Consider the following 20,628-nt stretch of genomic DNA (forward strand, 5'->3'; position numbering starts at 1 on the left):
AGTTCGTATGATACGAGATATAAAAAGTAAAAGGGGAATGAAGTGCCTATTTATAAGGTTCTGTACTCGTAATAGTGCGGGCTTTAGACAATATTTCTCAATAATAAAATGAAGAGAAAGATAGGAAGAAGGAGAATAGATTCCTATATAATAGATTTAAATTAATTAACATGATTAAGTATTAATTAATGTGTGTTGAATCGAAAGGAGAGAATGGTATGGCGAACGTACTCGTAATAAATTTCCCTGGAGAAGGTCATATTAATCCGACGATAGCAGTTGTTAATGAGTTAATTCGACGTGGGGAAACAGTTGTATCATATTGTATTGAAGATTACAAAAACAAGGTTGAAGCAACAGGCGCTGAATTTCGATCATTTGAGAATTTTCTTTCGCAAATTAATATTATGGAACGAGTTAATGAGGGTGGTAGTCCTTTGACGATGCTGTCCCATATGATTGAAGCATCAGAACGTATTGTTACTAAAATTGTAGAAGAAACAAAAGGAGAAAAGTACGATTACTTAATATACGATAATCATTTTCCGGTTGGACGTATTATAGCGAATATTCTACAGTTGCAAAGCGTTTCTTCTTGTACAACCTTTGCTTTTAATCAGTACATTACTTTTAATGATGAGCAAGAATCGAGCCCAATAGATGAGACCAATCCATTATACCAATCTTGTGTAGTGGGAATGGAAAGATGGAAAGAGCAGTATGGAATGAAATGTAATAGTTTGTATGATATTATGAATCATCCTGGCGATATTACGATTGTATACACTTCAAAAGAATATCAGCCACATTCGGATGTATTTGATGAATCGTATAAATTTGTCGGTCCATCAATTGCTACTCGAAAAGAAGAGAACAGTTTTCCTATTAAAGATTTAAAAGATGAAAAAGTGATTTTTATTTCTATGGGAACAGTTTTTAATGAACAACCTGCCCTGTATGAAAAATGTTTTGAAGCGTTTAAAGATGTAGAAGCGAAAGTCATATTAGTTGTTGGTAAGAAAATGAATATAAGTCAATTTGAAAATATTCCGAATAACTTTAAGTTGTATAATTATGTGCCGCAATTAGAAGTATTACAGCATGCTGATGTATTCGTGACACATGGTGGTATGAACAGCTCGAGTGAAGCGTTATATTACGGTGTCCCGTTAGTTGTAATTCCGATAACAGGAGATCAGCCTTTAGTTGCGAAACGAGTGACTGAAGTAGGAGCTGGAATAAGGCTTAATCGTAAAGAATTAACTTCTGAATTGTTACGTGAGACTGTAAAGGAAGTAATGGATGATGTAACGTTTAAGGAAAATAGTCGTAAAGTTGGAAAGTCACTTCGAAATAGTGGTGGGTATGAGAGAGCAGTTGATGAAATATTTAAAATGAAAATGAATTCATATTTAAAGCTTAAATAAAGTGAAACTTTAATCAGTGTGGACTTTGTTCATCTACAACTGATTGTTAGCTCACACGAATCGGGCGTTTTTGGGTAGCCGACTCTTTGTTTCAGCTTGAAATTTGAAACGGGAGTCTACTGCTCGCGAATAGCAGAATAAACGCTTAAAACACACTTATTGTAATATGTAAGTGTGTTTCTTCTATTAGGCTTTAAATCAATTACATAAAAATCACTGTAAAGGTGAAACTTCTGTGTATATAAACTGATATCTTTGTATTAGTAGTAAGATTACGTTAAAATAATACTAAGAAAATATATAAGTTTTGGGGGTAATGAATGAAGAGAGTATTTGAATACGTATTATTAACAATTGGCTCCATTATTGTAGCGGGTTCACTAGAGCTTATTTTAGCGCCTAATGGACTAGTAGATGGCGGGGTAACGGCTATTGCTATTATGGCAAATAAAGTTGCAGGATTACCGCTGTATGGCGTGTTTTTAGGACTTAATATTCCTATTTTACTATTTACTGCAAAAGTAATGGGGAAGAAATTTTTTATACGTACATCGTATGCGAATGTCGTTACAACACTCGGATTGATTTATTTAAAACCATTTCCAGCGATTACAACTTCTGAACTATTAATTGTACTTTATGGTGGCGTACTGTTTGGAATTGGTGTAGGGATTGTAGTGAAAATGGGCGGAGCAATAGATGGCTCAGAAATGTTAGCAGTTTGGATGAACAAACACTTTAAGGTACCAATTAGCACATTTTTACTTGCTGTAAATGCAGTTATTTTCATTTTTGTGGCCATTTTATTTTCAATCGAACAAGCGATGTTCTCATTAGCAATTTTCTATATTGTTACGAAGATGATTGATTTCATATTAGATGGCATTAATCAAGGAAAGAGCGTCATGATTATTTCTGGTAAGAATAAAGAAATAGGCGATCTACTTATGAAAGAATTGCAATTATCCGTTACGTATCTACATGGAGAAGGCGGTTTTTTAGGAGAGCATAAGAGAATCATTTATTGTATTACAAACCGTTTCATTTATCCGAAAATGAAAGATCTCGTTCTCTCTGTAGATCCAACTGCTATAATTGAAGCTTCTTATTCAACAGAAACAACTGGTGTTAAGCGTCCGGGAAGGACCGCTCGATCAGGTGATTAACTAAAAGAAGATTGTCCAAAAAGCTATTTTGGACAATCTTCTTTTTTGTTTTGTTGAATTGTTATTGTATTACGAGTTAAACTCAGCGTTAGCAAATTCTCTTTTAACTAGGAAACCAAACTTCATTCAATAAGTTTACTACCGTTTCAATTTTATTTTCGGGAATACTACCGAAACCGAGTAATACGTAAGATTCTTTGCGTAAATCATTTACAAAATCATAGGGAGAAAGTGGATATAACTTAATACTTTGTTTCTTAGCTGATTCAATAAGTTCTTGTTCATTCATATTGTTATGGATACGTAGAACAATATGAAGACCTGATTGTTCACCAAGAATTTGAACATTAGTACCCATTTCTTTCACAATGAATTTTACTAATGTATGATGTTTTCTTTTATACAACGTACGACTGCGGTTAATATGACGTTCCCAATTTCCACTTTGTATAAAATTAGCGAAAGCAAGTTGTTGTGTAGTAGAGACTGTTTGTTTAAAAATACCTTGCAACGCTTCATACGTTTTTAAAAGATGCGGTGGTAAAACAACATATCCCATTCGTAAAGAAGGTAAAAAAGATTTTGAGAAAGTCCCCATATAAATAACACGTTCATTTGAGTCAAGACTTTGTAAAGACGGAATTGGTTTACCTGCGTAACGGAACTCCCCATCATAGTCATCTTCAATAATATATCCATCGCGATCATTGGCCCATTTTAACAATTCCAATCTTCTAGATAAAGGCATAATCATTCCAAGCGGAAATTGATGTGATGGCGTAACGTATGCGACATTGGAATTTGTATTGTATAAGTTAGAAATACGAATCCCTTTTTCGTCTAATGGAATGGGATGAATTTGTTGATTGCAGCTTTTAACAATTGCATGTATACGGTGAAATCCAGGGTTTTCAATGCCGTACTCTTTTGTAGGACCAAGCAGTTGAATTAGTAGCCAAAGAAGTGGCTGTGTTCCGGCACCAATCACAATTTGATCAGGTGAAGAATATACACCGCGCGCATGATATAAATATGTTGAAATATGTTCTCGAAGAACGAACTCACCTTGTGGGTCTTCTTTAGCAAATAACGCATTTTCGTACTTTAGTATTGCTTCTTGTAACGCTCTTTTCCAGTTTGTAATCGGAAAAGCAGTTTGATCAATAAGACCTTGGCTACAATCATATTCAAACGGATCTTCTATTAAATTGCTCTTTTCCTTTGCCATATTTAATTTTTTATTCGGGATAACGTCAATATCGACATTTGCAACAAAAATACCACGCTTCGGTTTACTTTCTACATAACCTTCAGCTAATAATTGTTGATAAGCTGATTCAACAGTAATGCGGCTAATATTAAGTTGTGACGCTAAGTTTCTATGTGAGGGAAGACGTGTACCAACAGAAATAGTTCCCTGTATAATTTCATATTTTATAAATTCGTAAATTTGTAAGTAAATAGGTGTATTGCTTTCTAATTGCAATGGGATAGTAAAATCCATAGTAAGAACTCTCCTTTAAAACTGGCCTTATAAAAAATAATTAAACTGTCACTTAAGTGAAGGGCAGATACTCCCTATAATAATGATATAACATTTAGAAAATTATACAAATTGTTAGGAGAGAGTTCAAATGAATGTTAAAGAAGTAGTAACAGAAGCACAATTACATGAAGTATTACCTATTTTACAGCAATTACGAACACAGCTTTCCGAAGAGGAAGCAGGCTTTTTATTTCGAAAAATGAAAGAAGAAAATTATAAACTATTTTCGTTACGTAATGAAGATGATGAAGTTGTTGGCCTTGCCGGTGTAGCAATTTGTACGAACTTTTATAATAAGAAGCACGTTTTCGTATATGACCTTGTAACAGCAGAAGCACATCGTTCAAAAGGATATGGGAATGTATTACTTTCTTATATAGAGAACTGGGGAAAGGAAAATGGATGTGAGTCTATCGACTTAACATCAGCGTTTCCTAGAATTGATGCTCATCGTTTTTATGAAAGGGAAGGGTATGATAAGGTAAGTTATTCTTTTTATAAAAAATTATAAAGAAAGATAGGTTCTATATGACATATTATAGAACCTATTTCATTTAGAAAGGTTTATAATTTATTTTGTATAAATAAAGAAAATGATTGGAGCGTTTATACTTGGAGAAAATAAAGAAACTATCTATCCCTAATAATGCTAGAGTTATCATAATATCTGATATTCATGGAGAATTGAACCTTTTAAAAGAATTACTACATAAAGTTAACTTTAAGAATGAAGATTATTTAATTATTAATGGAGACCTTTGTGAGAAAGGAAGCGATAGCATCGGCGTAGTAGACTATGTAATGGATCTTGTAGAGAGTAATTTAAATGTTCACGTTGTTGAAGGGAATTGTGAAGTTTTAGTTGATGCTCTTCTAAATGAAAATCCAGGTCTCATTAATTATTTATGTACGAGAAAGCATTCGATTTTTAATGAATGGTTAGAACAATTACATTTTTCTATTCAGGAAGATACTTCAATTCAGGAAGTGAAGGAAGTACTGTTAAGTCACTTTTCAAAAGAAATAAATTGGCTAAATAAGCTGCCAACAGCGATTGAAACAGAAGATTATATTTTTGTACATGCTGGACTGGAAGATAGAGTAGATTGGAAAGAAACAGCGCGCAAAAATGCGATAGCAATGCCAGAGTTTTTTAATAAATCGCATAGAGCTAATAAGTATGTAGTTGTTGGGCATTGGCCTGTTGTGAACTATTCTGAAGAAGCCCCGTCTAACAATCCAGTTATTGATAAGGAGAAAAAAATTATTGCAATTGACGGCGGGAATGCGATTAAAGAAGCAGGACAATTAAACGCATTTATCATTCAGAGGAAACTAACAGGTGATACGTTTTCTTATACATATGTAGACTATTTTCCAATTTATGAAGCAACAGCAGAATTTAATGCTGATGCAACAATGCAGGGAGGGGTTACATATCCGTATTATTACATAGAGCCGGTGGAGAAGAGGCGAGATTACACAATATGCAAGCAAAAGGAAACGAATAAATTACTCAATGTGAAAAATGAATATATTAGGCAACGTGAGTCAGGTGAATACACAGTGAAAACCGATATTTCTTGTGCGCAAATAGGTGTTAGAAAAGGGGATATTGTTTCTCTCATTGATGGTAGCTGCGCAGGGTATGATTTAATTAAAAAAAATGGAGTAGAAGGCTGGATAGAGAAAGGGATTCTACTTGAGATAAATAAGAAGGAAAGTAAAATATTGAGCTGAAATAGGAGGGATGTAACCTCCTGTTTTTTATTAACTGCGTTACGGTCACATATATCATCTTTAGCTATTATGGAGGATTTATCTTCTGGCATTCCGTTTTGTAAATGCTTGTACGAAACTTTTCATTTATTTCGGATACTTCCGTAGTTAATAACATATGAGTGAACAGAAGGAATTCTTTACAATGCTGAAAGTCATTTCGTTTAGTGGTATGATTCCGTTTCATATCTTCTTGGAATCGTTGATATATCTCTTGAACTTTTCCCAAAATAAATTCCTCCTGAAATATGGTGAGATTAAAGGTTAGAAGACTACTTTCTTCATAAATATTAAGTGCCAAATAACAAAATGAAACAATATATTATAGAGTTTTGTTTTGATTTTTCTGAAAAAATATTATAATTATATATGAAATAAAGAGGAATGTAGGAGGAAATTATGCAAAACGTTATAAAAAAGGGGAACAAAGTTACAATTCGTACAATTGAAGAATCAGATATAAAAACATTATGGAGCCTCGTATTTAAAGAAGAAAATCCAGAATGGAAGAAGTGGGACGCGCCATATTTCCCTTACTCAATGCAAGAATACGCACCTTATAAAGAAAAGATGTTAACTCGTTTACAAGAAGAACCTCTATCAAATTTAATTATAGAAAATAACGATCAAATTATAGGTACAGTCGGATTTTATTGGGAACATAAACCGACGCGTTGGTTGGAGATGGGAATTGTTATTTATGATCCAACATACTGGAATGGTGGCTACGGTACAGAAGCATTAACATTATATCGAGATTTATTATTTGAAAAGATGGAGATTGGTAGAGTAGGGCTCACGACGTGGTCTGGTAATGAACGAATGATGAAAGTAGCTGAGAAAATAGGAATGACTTTAGAAGGTAGAATGCGCAAATGCCGATATTATAACGGAACATACTATGATTCTATTCGAATGGGAATGATTCGTGAAGAATGGGAAGCGATATATGTAACGAAGGGGTGAGGAAGCATGTACGCTATTATTGCAACATTTGATAGTGTGTTTATTAATAAGATTATAGAATTGCAAAATGAACTAACGAATATAATAGAGTCAAATCAATTAGCGGGAGTAGAACCGCATATCACACTTGCGGACTATAAGGAGTTAGATGTTAATTTATATACTAAGAAATTAGAGGAGTTTGTAGCTATTCAAGAGAAAATGGCTGCAGTGACTTTTTCTTCTGTTGGAACTTTTCCTACAAACGGAACGATTTTTCTAGCGCCGACTATTACCGATGAATTGTTAACACTTCATCATTCTTATCATGATCATTTCCAAGCTTTTCATAATAATCCAAATTCATATTATGTACCGGGCAAATGGGTTCCGCATTGTACGATAGCGAATCATTTGAACTCGACTCAGTTTTTAAGCGCAATGGAGTATATATATGGGAATTTTGATGTTAAAACAGCTTCGATTGAAAAGTTAAAATTAATTAAGGTAAATTATGAAAATGGTTCTGCCGTTTCTTCTAGTATAGTAGCAGAATATAATTTAAAGAGAATGGAGACATCGAGATGACATATGTAATTAGAGAAATGAAGCAAGAAGATATTCATGCTGTACAAACAGTAGCGAAAGTAGCTTGGCATGATACATATGAAGGCATTATTCCGAGAAAGATTCAAGACAGTTTTTTAGACGAGGCATATTCTGATGAAAAAATGAAATATCGTCTTAAAAATACACATTTATTCGTTGCGGAGGAAGAGGGAGAAGTAATAGGATTTGCTAATTTTTCACCAGTTAGATTGCAAAACGAAGCAGAATTAGGTGCGATTTATTTGTTACCAGATCAGCAAGGGAAAGGGATAGGAAGTGCTTTATTACAAAAAGGAATAACGGTATTAAAAGGAATTCGGAAACTATACATTCATGTAGAAGCAGCAAATGAAAAAGGTAAACATTTTTATGAAGCGAAAGGTTTTGCTGAATTAGAGCAATTTGAAGAAGACTTTGAAGGACATTTGATGCAGACAGTAAGGATGGTTTTATACATATAAGGAGGACTAGAAGTGAAGATTTTTGATTTTAGTGAAAAAGCGGGAAAGCGCATATCAGTATTTCAATCTAATTTCATAATGTCGAAAATAGTAAACCACCAAGGGAATGTACATATCGGTGCTATGCATTTACAAGAGAATGGAATAATTGGATATCATGAAGCAGTTGTATCACAGCTGCTTCTTATTATGGACGGAGAAGGATATGTGTGTGGGGCAGATAAAGAAAAAGTAAAGATAAGAGCTGGACAAGCTGTGTTTTGGGAGAAAGGAGAGTTTCATGAGACGAGTACAGAACATGGATTACTGGCAATTATTATGGAAGCGGAGAATCTTGAACAATCGATAGTAATGCCTATTAAGGATGGGGGTTGTGAAAAATGATAATAAAGGCGAATCAAGAAGATACAAGTAAAATATTAAAATATGCAGCCCAATCGCTTTTTGAAGGGACGAGAGGGAATTGCCAATTAAGTACAGAGAAAGCGATTGAAATTACAAAACCAATAGTAGAAAAGGGAGCATGTTATTTAGTCATTAAAGAAGAAAATAAAATATTAGGGTGGATATTAATAGGGGAAAATACTGACTATTTTTCTCGTGAAAAACTTGGATTTATATATGAGCTATACGTTTTTTCAGAGTATCGAGGGAGAGGGATATCACGAGAACTGATGGAGGCCGGTATTAAGGAATTGAAGGAGAAATATTCAGAAATTCGATTAAATGTATTTGCTGGGAATTTTGCGAAAGAGATGTACGAAGAACTTGGGTTTGTTGAAAGACAGGTAATTATGACTTTGAAGTGAGAAAAATTGCGAGGCTGTATTTCTTTTAATTAAAGAATTCCAATAGAGTTTTAATCAAACTTTTTAATGGGAAATATACGCATTCATGTTAGGTAATCTTTTTTTCTATTGTTAAGAATAACATTTGTAGAATTTGTTTAATTGATTTTTATTTTCAAGTAATAGTAGTTTCTTAAAAAATAGAAAATTTATATTATACAATATATCGTTATTATAGTAAAAGAGAAATTTTGGAAAAATATCATTTTTTTGTTTAGAAATTTTTAAATTATTGATATAATCAATTTGTAGAATTGATTATTGGTTAATTTTACTATTTTTAAATTTTAAGGGGGATTTAATAATGGCAGGACAAATTCGTATGTCACCAGAGGAGCTTAAATCAAAAGCGACTCGATATGGACAAGGTGCAAATCAAATTGAGGACATCTTACGTCAGCTACAAAACTTACAAAATGAATTAAGAGGAGAATGGGAAGGTCGTGCTTTTGAAGGCTTTGATCAACAGTTCAATCAATTAAAACCAAAAGTACAAAACTTCGCACAGCTATTACAAGAAATTAATATGCAGCTTAATAAAACTGCAGAGGCTGTTGCTAGACATGACGAAGATCTTTCTCGTAATTTCGGTCTACAATAAGACAGATAAAAAGAAATATATAATTTAGCCATGCAACCATACGTTGTATGGCTAAATTACTTTAAAACTAGAGTAAGATACGAAGTCTTTCAATTAATAGACTCGCGGTCGCAGGAGTGATAAGTAGTGAAAAAGTTTAGATGGAGCATCTTGTTGTTTATTATTTTAGCTCTTGTACTATCAACAGGGGTCTCCTATTTAGCATTAAATCAAAATGTTAAGAAAGCTAATGAGAATACTACACCAAAAATGACAGTTGCGTTGGTAAATGAAGATCAGGGCACTGTATTTGAGGGCAATAAAATAGCGTTTGGAGATCAATTTGTTAAAAATGTAAATAAAAATACGAAACAAGAATGGTACGTAGTTAGTCGTGGAGTAGCAGAAAATGGTTTGAAAAATAATAATTACAACATGATGATTGTTATACCAAACGATTTTTCTAGGAAAGCAGTTGCGATTGATTCAGAACTACCAGAGAAATTAACGTTAAACTACAAAGTAAATGCAACTGGGAATAACGATTTGAAAGCTGAGGCTGAGAATACGGCGTCTACAATTTTAGAAGATTTCAATAAGCAAATCATCGACGTTTATTTTGCAAGTATTATCGGTAAGTTGCAAGGTGCACAAGATAATATAGGGAAAATAATTGAAAAAGGAAACGTTCAAACAACTATGTACAAAAAAGATGTACATAGTCCTTTAGCAAATTACACAAATCAATTTAAAACAGTGCAAGATTATACTGGGGTTTCTGTTAATAGTTTTAAAGGATTTCAGGATGTATTAAAAGGTTTCGGTCAAGTGTTAGATGAAGGGAATAAATCTAACAATACTTACTTAGAAGGGTTTAATAACTTCCAAAAAATGCAATCTGATAATAATCTGTTAGCGAATAATTTTACGAGTCAATTTAATCAATACATGAGTGAAATGAATACAGGCGATGTTTTAAAGCAGTTAGGTGCATTGGAATCTGCTAATAAAGTGATTACAAATCAATTTACGCTTTCAGAGAAAGAACCAAATATTTTAGCTGATGCTTCAGCAATTCAAAAACATTTAACAGATGTAAAAAAACAAGTGTCAGAATATGATACAGAACTTGCAGGAAAGTTAGAAAGTGATATTCAAGAGACGGTAATTAAAAAGTTAAAGCAATCTATGTCGAACGATGGAAAGCAAGAGATCTTTATAAATACATTAATGAAACAACCAGACGTTCGAATAAAGAACCAAATCGAAAATTTAATTGCGAAATTACCTAGTTTAAACATGGAAGAAATCGTTCAAAGTGATTTGCCAGATACAACGAAATTACAATTGCAAAATGTAATCCAATTTACAAATAAATATAATAAAGAAAATAACTTTAATTATGATCCTGTAAATAAAATCTCTTTAGGAAACGCTATTAAAGAAGTAAAGGATAAACTTTATACAGAGGGAATTACATTTAGTGATACGGCGAAAGTAATTAAAATGGAATCTTCACAAACTTTGAAGATAAATATTCCAGAAGAATTTAAACTAGATGGAAGTACAGAAGCTTTACATATTGATGATGTGGATCGTACAAGTGACTTTCTTCAAAGCGAAGCAGGAGAAATTACAATAGCTCCTCGTAATGAAGGGGATATAAAGATTAGCTTGCATGTAAAGTTAAAAGATCCAAACATCAATATAGATGTTTTCTCTCCTGTAATGTGGCAGTGGGAATTGAGTGGGACTCATAAAAAAGAAACTAGTCCTGAAAAAGAAGATAAAGGAACACAAACTGAAAACAGCAAGGTGGAAAATGTGGTTCATAAATCACAGTATGGCATAATGCCGTTAGTACACAATGCTAAAAAGCCTATTATCAAAAAAATGGAAAACACAACAGGGAATAATGGAGGAAACCCAGGAGGCGGAACAGGGAAAGATAACGGAACCGGAGGAAACCCAGGAGGCGGAACGGGAACAGATAACGGAACTGGAGGAAACCCAGGAGGCGGAACGGGAACAGACAACGGAACCGGAGGAAACCCAGGAGGCGGAACGGGAACAGACAACGGAACCGGAGGAAACCCAGGAGGCGGACCGGGAACAGATAACGGAACCGGAGGAAGCCCAGGAGACGGAACAGGAACAGGTAACGGAACTGGAGGAAACCCAGGAGGCGGAACGGGGACAGACAACGGAACCGGAGGAAACCCAGGAGGCGGAACGGGGACAGATAACGGAACCGGAGGAAATCCAGGAGGCGGAACGGGGACAGACAACGGAACCGGAGGAAACCCAGGAGGCGGAACGGGGACAGATAACGGAACCGGAGGAAATCCAGGAGGCGAACCGGGAACAGATAACGGTAAAGTTATTGAAAGTACAACGAATCAAGTTGTACATCAAAAATCAGAAGAATTAACAAAAAATATATCTAGTGTATTAATAAAAGAAGCAGTAGATACAGTTGAAAGTTATCAAAGTTTAATTAGTTTATACGAAATGTATTATGGGATTGATTTAAGAACGCAAGATGTAGGTCCTAAGCTAGAAGAGGGAAGTTTAGATGCAATTGCAACTGAACAATCTTTGTACTACGTATTAAATAAACAAAGCTTAATTGATTTAATTTCAAACCTAGTTTCATCAGGTATTACGGCAGAAGTTAAGCAAGATATGACAGGTTTAAAGCAAAAAATAGACTCTTATCAACAATTCATTACTAGTGCGGATCAAAATTCAATGTTACTAGCAGAGAAATTAAATGTAACGACGCAACAAGCAACTAGTATGAATGAAAATTTAGGGGAATATTTAAAAGGTTTAGCGAAATGGCGTGAGAGTAGCTTAAAGCTAGTTGAAGAACAGCAAGTGCTAACAACAAATAATACTGGTGAGCAAACAGCCGTTTTATCGTTAGATTCTGGTATTAAATCATTAATGTCACAAAGTCAGTCATTGGTCGAGAGTTCGAAGCATAGTTTAGCAACTTCAGACGATGTTTATAAAACATTTGATCAAATTAATGGACAAGCAAAAGAAATTCAAGACAGCGGAACGACAATTGTTTCAAAAGCTGATTCATTATTAAATGACTTTACGAAGAAAATGGACGATGATAAAACATTCTCCAAAAACTTTACTAAAATTTTGGCTAATAGCCGAATTGGTGATCGCCAAAATGAAATGTTATATCAATTTTTATCTAGTCCAGTTCAGAAACAAAATGATGGAGTCATTGTAGCTGGTAATGCTTTTACACCATATTTAATCGTATTAACTTGTTTTATTGTTGCGTTATTTACAGCATACGCAATTGCGAATCAAGAAAAGAAACGAACGCAATTAGATCATTTTGAAGAGAAATTCTCATTAATTGATATGAATGTCCCAACTACAGTAGTAGCATTCGGTATATCAATTGTGGAAGGGATTAGTATAGGTATCATTTCTGGACGTCTTTTACAGTTTGGTCAGGATCAAAGTTTACTATGGATTGCGTTTATCACAATCATTATGATGGCGTTTGTATTGGTTTCAACATATTTATTGCGACAAATAAAAATGGTAGGGATGTTTATCCTATTAGTATTTTTAAGTATGTACCTATTTTTAACTGAAGCAGTTGGAAGTAAAGTAGATCAAATGTCATCAGTTGGAAAGGTACGTCAATTTTCACCACTTCAGTATATAGAAAGTTTTCTAAATGATTTTATTAGCGGTAAAGATACGGGGAAAGTTATTTTTATCGTATTGTTTGTAATTGCCATTATAGGGTTAGTTAGTAATCTATTTGTATGGCATAAGAAATGGGAGGAAAAAGAAGTAAATGATCAAACAATGGAGCATAGTGGCTAAGTTATCATTTCTCTCTATCCTTTTACTGTTTGTCGCGCTACCGATAAGGAGCGCGGCGGACAGTTATCTTGGTGATGATGGGAAGATTAAGTTTAAAGTGGATCGAATTGAAGAAAGCGACCAAGAAAAAAATAAAGAAGAACATAAGGAAACAGAATTAGATAAAGCATCAATTGAGTTATTTAGCAAAGACATAGAAGAAGAAATTCAGAAAAAGAAAAAGAAAGAACAAAAAGATATGGAAGCTTTACGAGATTCTCTTTTTATAAAACAAAAAGAAAATAATAGTGTGAAAGATATGAAAAATAGTTTGTTTAGCAGTGAATACGTTGTGAGAAAAAGTGCAGATGAAGTAGCGAGTAATGAAACAATGAACGAAAAGCCAATTGGTACAACAATCATATTATTATTTGGTGGTGGCATTGTACTTATTTGCATCGGTATTTATACGGTTCTTCGCAAAAGTTGGAGGTAAAGTAATGGCGATACAAACGCATATTAATGTAACGGTAGATTTTAGTAAATGGAATGGAAATACATATGATTTACGTATTCCGAATCATCAATCTATTAAATATTTATTGAAAAACTTATTAGATACGCTAAAGATTGATGATCATGAAGGTTCACATTTTGTAATGAAAGTGAAAAATAAGTCAATTGTTTTAACAGATAATGATCGTTTAATTGATCACCAAATAACAGACGGAGATATTTTACAAGTTTTATAAAGAATATTTCTTACTTTTAGTTTTTTGAAAATAAGTTATTACTGGTTATAAAGAAAAGGAGAAGAGGATAAACATGACGGAAAAAACAATTCAAATTGATGCAATGAACTATCAATTTCAAATAGAGAAAGAAAATTGGAAATTGGAGATGACAAAATCTCAAACACGTATAAAAGACTTCCGTCAATTCGATATAATTACGGGCACATCATCTGACTTTGTACCATTAACGATAGAAGAAACGGATGATATGTTTACGTTTCTATTTCAAGTCGACAAAAAATTATATAAGTGGGACGATCTTAGCCGTTTTGGAAGAAATGAGAAATTGAGGCTGCTTCGAAATGTTGCGCAATTTCATAAATATTTAAATAAACGAATTACGTTCTTTTTACATCCAGACAATATAGTTTTTAATGCGAATTTAATGCCAAGTATTATACATAGAGGAATTCGAGATATTGTTCCACCAACCCCGTTGTTAGAAGAGCAATTTTTAACGCAATACAAATGTCTAATTATTGCTTTATTCTCCGAAAAGCACAATTTTGATGATTTATATGCTGGGTTACTAAAAGATGCAAAAGAAACAACATTTGAACAGACAGTTGCTCAAATGGAAAGCTTAGATGCATTACTGCAGTTTCTTGATGATAGCTTTGAGAAGGAACAAACAAAAACAGAAAAAAGTATGCAGTTAGTACCTAAAAAGAGCTATAAATCGTTTAAATACTTAGCTTTTTCCTTCATAGCGGCGACAGTTGTTTTAGCTGCTCCTTTAATATATTTCACTTTTATAAAATTTCCTTATCAAAATAAATTGTTAGAAGCAAATGCGAGTTTCATAGCAACTGATTATGACAAAGTAATTACGCAATTAAATGAAGAGGAATTTGAATCATTACCGATTGCATCTAAATATGAGTTAGCATTTGCATACATTACAGTTGAAAAACTAGGTGAAGATCAAAAGAAATCGATTATGAAAAATATTAGTTTGAAAAGTGATGAAAAGTATTTGCTGTATTGGATGTATAACGGAAAAGGTAATTTTGATCAATCATTAGATTTAGCTAAGACACTTGATGATCCTCAGCTTATTATGTACGGCCTTGTTAAACAAATTGAATCGCTGAAAAATAATCCGGATTTATCAGGCGAAGAGCGTGATCAAAAATTAAAAACATATGAGCAACAATTAAATGAATATGAAAAGAAATATGGAAAATCATCAAACGATAAAGACTCGTCGAACACAGAGAAAAAAGAGTAAGCACTTGATGAGACAGTTGAAAAGGAGCAGTGAACACGGATGGAGCAACTATTAGTATTGACTTATGGAGACAAAGTATATAAGTGCACATTACATCCAAATGAGCAATCAATAGTGTCGATTGGAAAAGAGTGGACAAATGATATTACGAATCCATGTTTAGAACAAGAAGTAGAGTTAAAGTGGAATAATGAAGTAAATGCTTGGATGATACAAAATCAATTAATAGAGTTCAATAAGGAATTTGAGATTGTAAAAACTAAAGATGTGAGCTTGAAAATCTTTATCTCTATTATTGGCACAACTAAAGTGTTTGATATAGGAACGAAACATTCTCTTACAATTAGTCAAAACAGTTTTGATGATATTTCTATTACTGGGGCAAATATAGATTTAATGCTATCTCGTGAAACGCTGTACGATTCTTTTAATGTGAACGTATATGACGGGGAAGTATTTCATAATTATACAAGGCTAAAAGATAGCACTATGTTAGAAGCAGGAGACCAATTATATTTTGATGGCGTTTTAGTGGAGATAGGCAGTGAAGATATTCAAGTATTGTCTTCAGAAGATAAAGTGAAATCTACGTTACCTATTTTAGTAGAATCAGAAACGAATTATCAAAGTGGTTATCCAGACTATCATCGTTCACCACGTATTATTTACCGTGAACCAGAAGAGAAAATGACAATTGCAAAACCTTCAAGTATGCCGTCAAAACCGACTGAGCATTTGGCGAGAATTATTGCACCTGCCCTTGTCATGATTGTCGTAACAGTATTACTTGCTATCTTTATGAAATATGGAATGTTTATTATAGCATCCATTGCAATGACATTAGTAACGATTATTGTTTCTGTCACATCTTATATAAAAAATTTAAAGCAATATAAAATCGACATCGTTGAACGTGATAAAAGCTATAGAGAGTATATAAAACAAAAAACGAAAGATTTACATGCAGAAAGTGAAAAACAGCGTCATGCATTACATTATCATAATCCAAATGTTGAGGTTATACGTAATATGGCTATTCAAGTAAATCCTCGTATTTATGAAAAAACAATGCAACATCATGATTTCTTAACATTTAGCGTTGGTACAGGGCAAGCTAATACGAGTTTTGAAATTCAATTTAATGAAGAAGAATTTAGTCAAACGAAAGATGAATTAATTGATATAGCACGTGAACTAAGACAGCGTTATCTATCATTGGAAGATGTACCCGTTGTAACAGATTTAATGAATGGACCAGTCGGTTATATTGGCCAACGCTTCTTAGTGTTAGAGCAATTACAATTATTAGTTGCACAAACGGCTTTATTCCATAGTTATTATGACTTGCAGTTTATTACTATTTTTCCTGAAGAAGAAAAAGAAAAATGGGATTGGATGCGCTGGTTACCTCATGGAAGTGTTCGCGATATAAATGTACGTGGATTTGTATACCATGATCGTAGCCGTGATCAAGTGTTAAATAGTTTGTATCAAATATTGAAAGAACGAAAATTAAAACTAGACGAAAAGAGTTCAACTAATGAAAAAATGTATTTTGCACCGCACTATGTCGTTCTCATTACAGATGAAAAACTAATACTAGACCATGTTGTTATGGAATTCTTTAATGATGATCCGAGTCAATTAGGTGTATCACTTGTATTTGTACAAGATGTTATGCAAAGTTTACCGGAGCATGTGAAAACGGTAATAGACATAAGAGATGCAAAACAAGGGAACATCATCTTAGAGCAAGGAGAACTTGTAAACCGTCAATTTAAACTAAATCACGTACCGAAAGGGTTCAATTTAGAAGATGTTTCACGAGCATTAGCACCGTTAAATCATTTGCAAAACTTAAAAAATAGTATTCCAGAAAGCGTAACATTTTTAGAAATGTACGGCGTTGAAAAAGTAAAAGAACTGAATATCACAAGTCGTTGGGAGAAAAATGCAGCGCATAAATCTTTAGCTGTACCACTTGGATTACGTGGTAAAGAAGATATCGTAAACTTAAACTTACACGAAAAAGCACACGGACCACACGGATTAATAGCAGGTACAACAGGTTCAGGTAAATCGGAAATTATACAATCGTATATTTTATCTCTAGCAGTCAATTTCCACCCGTACGAAGTAGCCTTTTTACTAATTGACTATAAAGGCGGCGGAATGGCGAATTTATTCAAAAACTTACCGCATTTATTAGGAACAATTACGAACTTAGATGGAGCACAAAGTATGAGAGCGCTCGCATCAATTAAAGCTGAATTGCAAAAAAGACAACGCTTATTTGGGGAAAATGATGTAAACCATATTAATCAGTATCAAAAACTGTATAAAGAAGGCTTAGTAAGTGAACCGATGCCGCATCTATTTTTAATTAGTGATGAATTCGCGGAACTGAAGTCAGAACAACCAGAATTTATGAAAGAGTTAGTTTCAACAGCGCGTATCGGTCGTTCACTCGGAATCCATTTAATATTAGCTACGCAAAAACCGAGTGGTGTTGTAGATGATCAAATTTGGAGTAACTCGAAATTCAAACTAGCACTAAAAGTTCAAAATACGTCAGATAGTAATGAAATTTTAAAAACGCCGGATGCTGCTGAAATTACATTACCAGGGCGTGCTTACTTACAAGTTGGGAATAATGAAATTTATGAACTATTCCAATCAGCTTGGAGCGGGGCAGACTATGTAGAAAATAAAGAGGATAAAGAGCATTTAGACGCAACAATATATGCAATAAATGATCTAGGACAATATGAAATATTAAGTGAAGACTTAAGTGGACTTGGTAGTAGTAAAGAAGTAATAAGCGTACCATCTGAACTTGATGCTGTTATTGGCTACATTCACGATTACGCAGAAATAAATGAAATTGAAGCGTTAGCTAGACCGTGGTTACCACCACTTCCAGAAAGCGTATATTTACAAGACTTACACGCTATTCAGTTCAAAGAAGCATGGACGAAAGAAAAGAAACCATTAAAAGCAACAGTTGGTTTATTAGACCAGCCTGAATTGCAATCACAAACACCATTAACATTAGATATTAGTAAAGACGGACACGTAGCAGTCTTCTCAAGTCCAGGTTACGGAAAATCAACATTCTTACAATCAGTCATTATGGATGTAACTCGTCAGCATAGTCCGGAGCATTTGCATGTGTATTTAGTGGACCTTGGAACAAATGGTCTTCTACCTTTAAAAGGATTACCTCATGTAGCGGATACGATTACAATTGACGAATCAGAAAAATGTTTAAAGTTTGTTGAAAGATTAACTCAAGAAATGAAAAATCGTAAACGATTATTAAGTGAATATGACGTTGCGAGTATTGAAATGTATGAAAAGGCAAGTGGGAAAGAAATACCACATATTATTATTGCAATCGATAATTATGATGCAGTAAAAGAAGCAAAATTCTATGAGAGCTTTGAAATGATAATTATGCAAATTGTCCGAGATGGTGCTAGTTTAGGAATTCATACTTTAATAAGTGCAGGACGACAAAACGCACTTAGAATTCAATTGTACAATAATATTAAAATCCAAACTTGTCTATATATGATTGATCAGAGTGAAGTAGCTAGTATTGTAGGGAGATCTGATATAAAAGTGGAAGAAACAGCAGGAAGAGCGTTAATAAAACTAGAATCTCCTACATTATTCCAGGCTGCATTACCTACGAAAGCAGAAGATGAACTACAACAAATTCAATTATTACAACAAGAAGCAAATGATATGGATCGAGAATGGGATGGAGAACGTCCGAAGGCAATTCCAATGATGCCAGAAGTGATTGATATTGCTACGTATCGTAAAAATAAAGACGTTACAAAAGCTCTACAAGCAGGAAGAATTCCAATGGGGCTTGATTTTGCAAATGTAGAAGTTGTAGCTCATGATATTGCGGTGAATGATCATTTAATGATTTATAGTGTAGATGATAGTATGGGAAAACAAATTGTATCTAGTATCCTATCTCAATTGAATAAAGATTATTTTGAAAGTGTGACATTAGTGGATACAGCAGAGTATAGTTTCGTTCAATATAAAGACAATGTGACGCACTACATTGTAGACGAAAATGAAATAAATATGCATGCGAAGTATTGGATGGAAGTAATTCGCGAACGAGCTTTTGAATTAGCACAAGCAAGACAAGAAGGTAGAGAAATTCCTGCATTCACAAAACAACTCATTATCATGACAAATGTTGAAGAGTTTAGTAAATTTGTTTATTTAGAAATGGAGGATGCAGCGACTTTAATTGATTTATCTCGTACAGTAGGTATTTACTTTGTATTAGCAGGTCACCACGACTACATGGACCGAAATCGTGAAGCTCTACCTATGAAAATGAGAAGTAAACTAACAGCAGCAATTATCGCAATGCCATTAAATGATCAAAGTATCTTCAATATAAAATATATAAGCAACGAAGCGCCATTAGGTAAAGATGAAGTGTATTACTATCAAAAAGGGAACATAATGAAACTAAAAATGCCTAGAGTAACTAACGAGGTGACAGTATGAAATTAAAGAAGAAAGCTAAGGTGATGATAGTCGTGTCAATAGTGGCAAGTTTATTAAGTGGGTGTGGTTTTGGAGAGACAAAGATAGAGTATGAGAGATTAGTAAAGGCGTTGGATGAAGGGGATATGAAGACTGTTATGTCTGCTAGTGATGATGGGTATGCGTATGTGAAAGAAGAGGTTAGCGATAGTACTTATGAAGAAAAAGAAGACGGTGAACATAGTAGGATAATATATCAAACAACTCATGGAGTATATAATGTGAAAGATAAAGATTTATATGGGGAAACAACTCAAAAGGTTGCTACTGATATAAAAAATGACAAAAACGTTGGTGACAATCAAAATTACAAAAAAGAAACTGTTTATAGTACAAGTTTAAAAAATGAAAAATCCCGTTTAATACCCCAGAATCAAGGCATAGATATTTCATATGTAAAATTAATATTTGGAGGGTTAAACGGACTGAGTAAATTGAAGCCAAGTGAGGATAAAAAAAGATTTAGTGAACCGAGCATAATAAGCTATAATTTAACGGAATTACAGTTTAAAAGCATAATTAATGATAAGTTAAATTTAAAATATGATAAATTTGATTCTGCAGTATTAATGATTGAATTTAATACACCTAATGATGCAAAAGAAAATAATATGAGAATAATGGAAATTACTATTTCGGTAAATTATGAAGAAAAACAAGAGAATAAAATTATAAAGCGAAATCAAGAAATTTCGACATATTATCATGCTAGGGAAGAAAATAATCAAAATTCCAAAAAAGAATATATAGATTATGAAAAAGAGTATATAAATCAGCAATAATTTATATTAGGAGGAGTTTAATGTGGGGAG

At 33.5% G+C, this 20,628-nt stretch carries 17 protein-coding genes; 16 read left to right on the forward strand and 1 reads right to left on the reverse strand.

Annotation, left to right across the window (positions count from 1 at the left end):
- The first annotated feature begins 218 nt into the window (after window positions 1-218).
- Window positions 219-1,427 (forward strand): macrolide family glycosyltransferase, encoded by a 1,209-nt coding sequence (locus BTOYO_RS23315; protein WP_000024446.1) that lies wholly within the window; start codon window positions 219-221, stop codon window positions 1,425-1,427.
- A 320-nt stretch (window positions 1,428-1,747) separates the two neighbouring features.
- Window positions 1,748-2,593: a YitT family protein gene (locus BTOYO_RS23320; protein ID WP_000831972.1), complete on the forward strand. Its 846-nt coding sequence runs from the start codon at window positions 1,748-1,750 to the stop codon at window positions 2,591-2,593.
- 103 nt (window positions 2,594-2,696) lie between these two features.
- Here BTOYO_RS23320 and pdxR read toward each other — a convergent pair whose 3' ends face one another.
- Entirely contained in the window at window positions 2,697-4,097 is a 1,401-nt protein-coding gene (pdxR, locus tag BTOYO_RS23325; RefSeq protein ID WP_000348004.1) for a MocR-like pyridoxine biosynthesis transcription factor PdxR, read from the reverse strand.
- A 130-nt stretch (window positions 4,098-4,227) separates the two neighbouring features.
- On the opposite strand from pdxR, the gene BTOYO_RS23330 reads away from it, so the two are divergent.
- The 14 genes from BTOYO_RS23330 to BTOYO_RS23400 all read left to right on the forward strand — a co-directional run bounded on the left by BTOYO_RS23330 (window position 4,228) and on the right by BTOYO_RS23400 (window position 20,598).
- On the forward strand, window positions 4,228-4,650 hold the full coding sequence (locus BTOYO_RS23330; RefSeq protein WP_001101104.1) for a GNAT family N-acetyltransferase: 423 nt from the start codon (window positions 4,228-4,230) through the stop codon (window positions 4,648-4,650).
- Between the two features lie 101 nt (window positions 4,651-4,751).
- Complete coding sequence (locus BTOYO_RS23335) at window positions 4,752-5,879, forward strand: metallophosphoesterase (RefSeq protein WP_000411335.1); 1,128 nt, start codon at window positions 4,752-4,754, stop codon at window positions 5,877-5,879.
- Window positions 5,880-6,317: 438 nt separating this feature from the next.
- A complete protein-coding gene (locus tag BTOYO_RS23345; RefSeq protein WP_001181779.1) occupies window positions 6,318-6,884 on the forward strand; it encodes a GNAT family N-acetyltransferase in 567 nt (188 codons plus the stop codon).
- A gap of 6 nt (window positions 6,885-6,890) precedes the next feature.
- Entirely contained in the window at window positions 6,891-7,451 is a 561-nt protein-coding gene (locus BTOYO_RS23350) for a 2'-5' RNA ligase family protein (RefSeq protein ID WP_000270900.1), read from the forward strand.
- A complete protein-coding gene (locus BTOYO_RS23355) occupies window positions 7,448-7,933 on the forward strand; it encodes a GNAT family N-acetyltransferase (RefSeq protein WP_000222833.1) in 486 nt (161 codons plus the stop codon). Before BTOYO_RS23350 ends, BTOYO_RS23355 begins: the two co-directional genes overlap by 4 nt.
- A 12-nt stretch (window positions 7,934-7,945) precedes the next feature.
- Entirely contained in the window at window positions 7,946-8,317 is a 372-nt protein-coding gene (locus tag BTOYO_RS23360; RefSeq protein ID WP_000688064.1) for a cupin domain-containing protein, read from the forward strand.
- Complete coding sequence (locus BTOYO_RS23365) at window positions 8,314-8,742, forward strand: GNAT family N-acetyltransferase (RefSeq protein ID WP_000584252.1); 429 nt, start codon at window positions 8,314-8,316, stop codon at window positions 8,740-8,742. The genes BTOYO_RS23360 and BTOYO_RS23365 overlap by 4 nt, the downstream gene beginning before the upstream one ends.
- Window positions 8,743-9,085: 343 nt before the next feature.
- A complete protein-coding gene (locus BTOYO_RS23370; protein WP_000918601.1) occupies window positions 9,086-9,382 on the forward strand; it encodes a WXG100 family type VII secretion target in 297 nt (98 codons plus the stop codon).
- A gap of 126 nt (window positions 9,383-9,508) precedes the next feature.
- Window positions 9,509-13,228, forward strand: a complete 3,720-nt coding sequence (gene esaA / locus BTOYO_RS23375) for a type VII secretion protein EsaA (RefSeq protein WP_023441232.1) — start codon at window positions 9,509-9,511, stop codon at window positions 13,226-13,228.
- Window positions 13,200-13,703 carry a type VII secretion protein EssA gene (gene essA, locus BTOYO_RS23380; protein ID WP_000595649.1) on the forward strand — a complete coding sequence of 168 codons (504 nt, stop codon included), beginning with the start codon at window positions 13,200-13,202 and terminating at the stop codon, window positions 13,701-13,703. Before esaA ends, essA begins: the two co-directional genes overlap by 29 nt.
- 4 nt (window positions 13,704-13,707) lie before the next feature.
- Window positions 13,708-13,959, forward strand: coding sequence for an EsaB/YukD family protein (locus BTOYO_RS23385; RefSeq protein WP_001007569.1), 252 nt, complete (start codon window positions 13,708-13,710; stop codon window positions 13,957-13,959).
- 73 nt (window positions 13,960-14,032) lie between these two features.
- Window positions 14,033-15,232, forward strand: a complete 1,200-nt coding sequence (gene essB, locus BTOYO_RS23390; protein ID WP_000137025.1) for a type VII secretion protein EssB — start codon at window positions 14,033-14,035, stop codon at window positions 15,230-15,232.
- A 39-nt stretch (window positions 15,233-15,271) separates the two neighbouring features.
- Window positions 15,272-19,777, forward strand: a complete 4,506-nt coding sequence (essC, locus tag BTOYO_RS23395; protein WP_000436760.1) for a type VII secretion protein EssC — start codon at window positions 15,272-15,274, stop codon at window positions 19,775-19,777.
- Window positions 19,774-20,598 (forward strand): DUF3952 domain-containing protein, encoded by an 825-nt coding sequence (locus BTOYO_RS23400; RefSeq protein ID WP_000768476.1) that lies wholly within the window; start codon window positions 19,774-19,776, stop codon window positions 20,596-20,598. Before essC ends, BTOYO_RS23400 begins: the two co-directional genes overlap by 4 nt.
- Window positions 20,599-20,628 lie beyond the last annotated feature (30 nt).

Source organism: Bacillus toyonensis BCT-7112, from assembly GCF_000496285.1.
GTDB classification, from domain to species: domain Bacteria; phylum Bacillota; class Bacilli; order Bacillales; family Bacillaceae_G; genus Bacillus_A; species Bacillus_A toyonensis.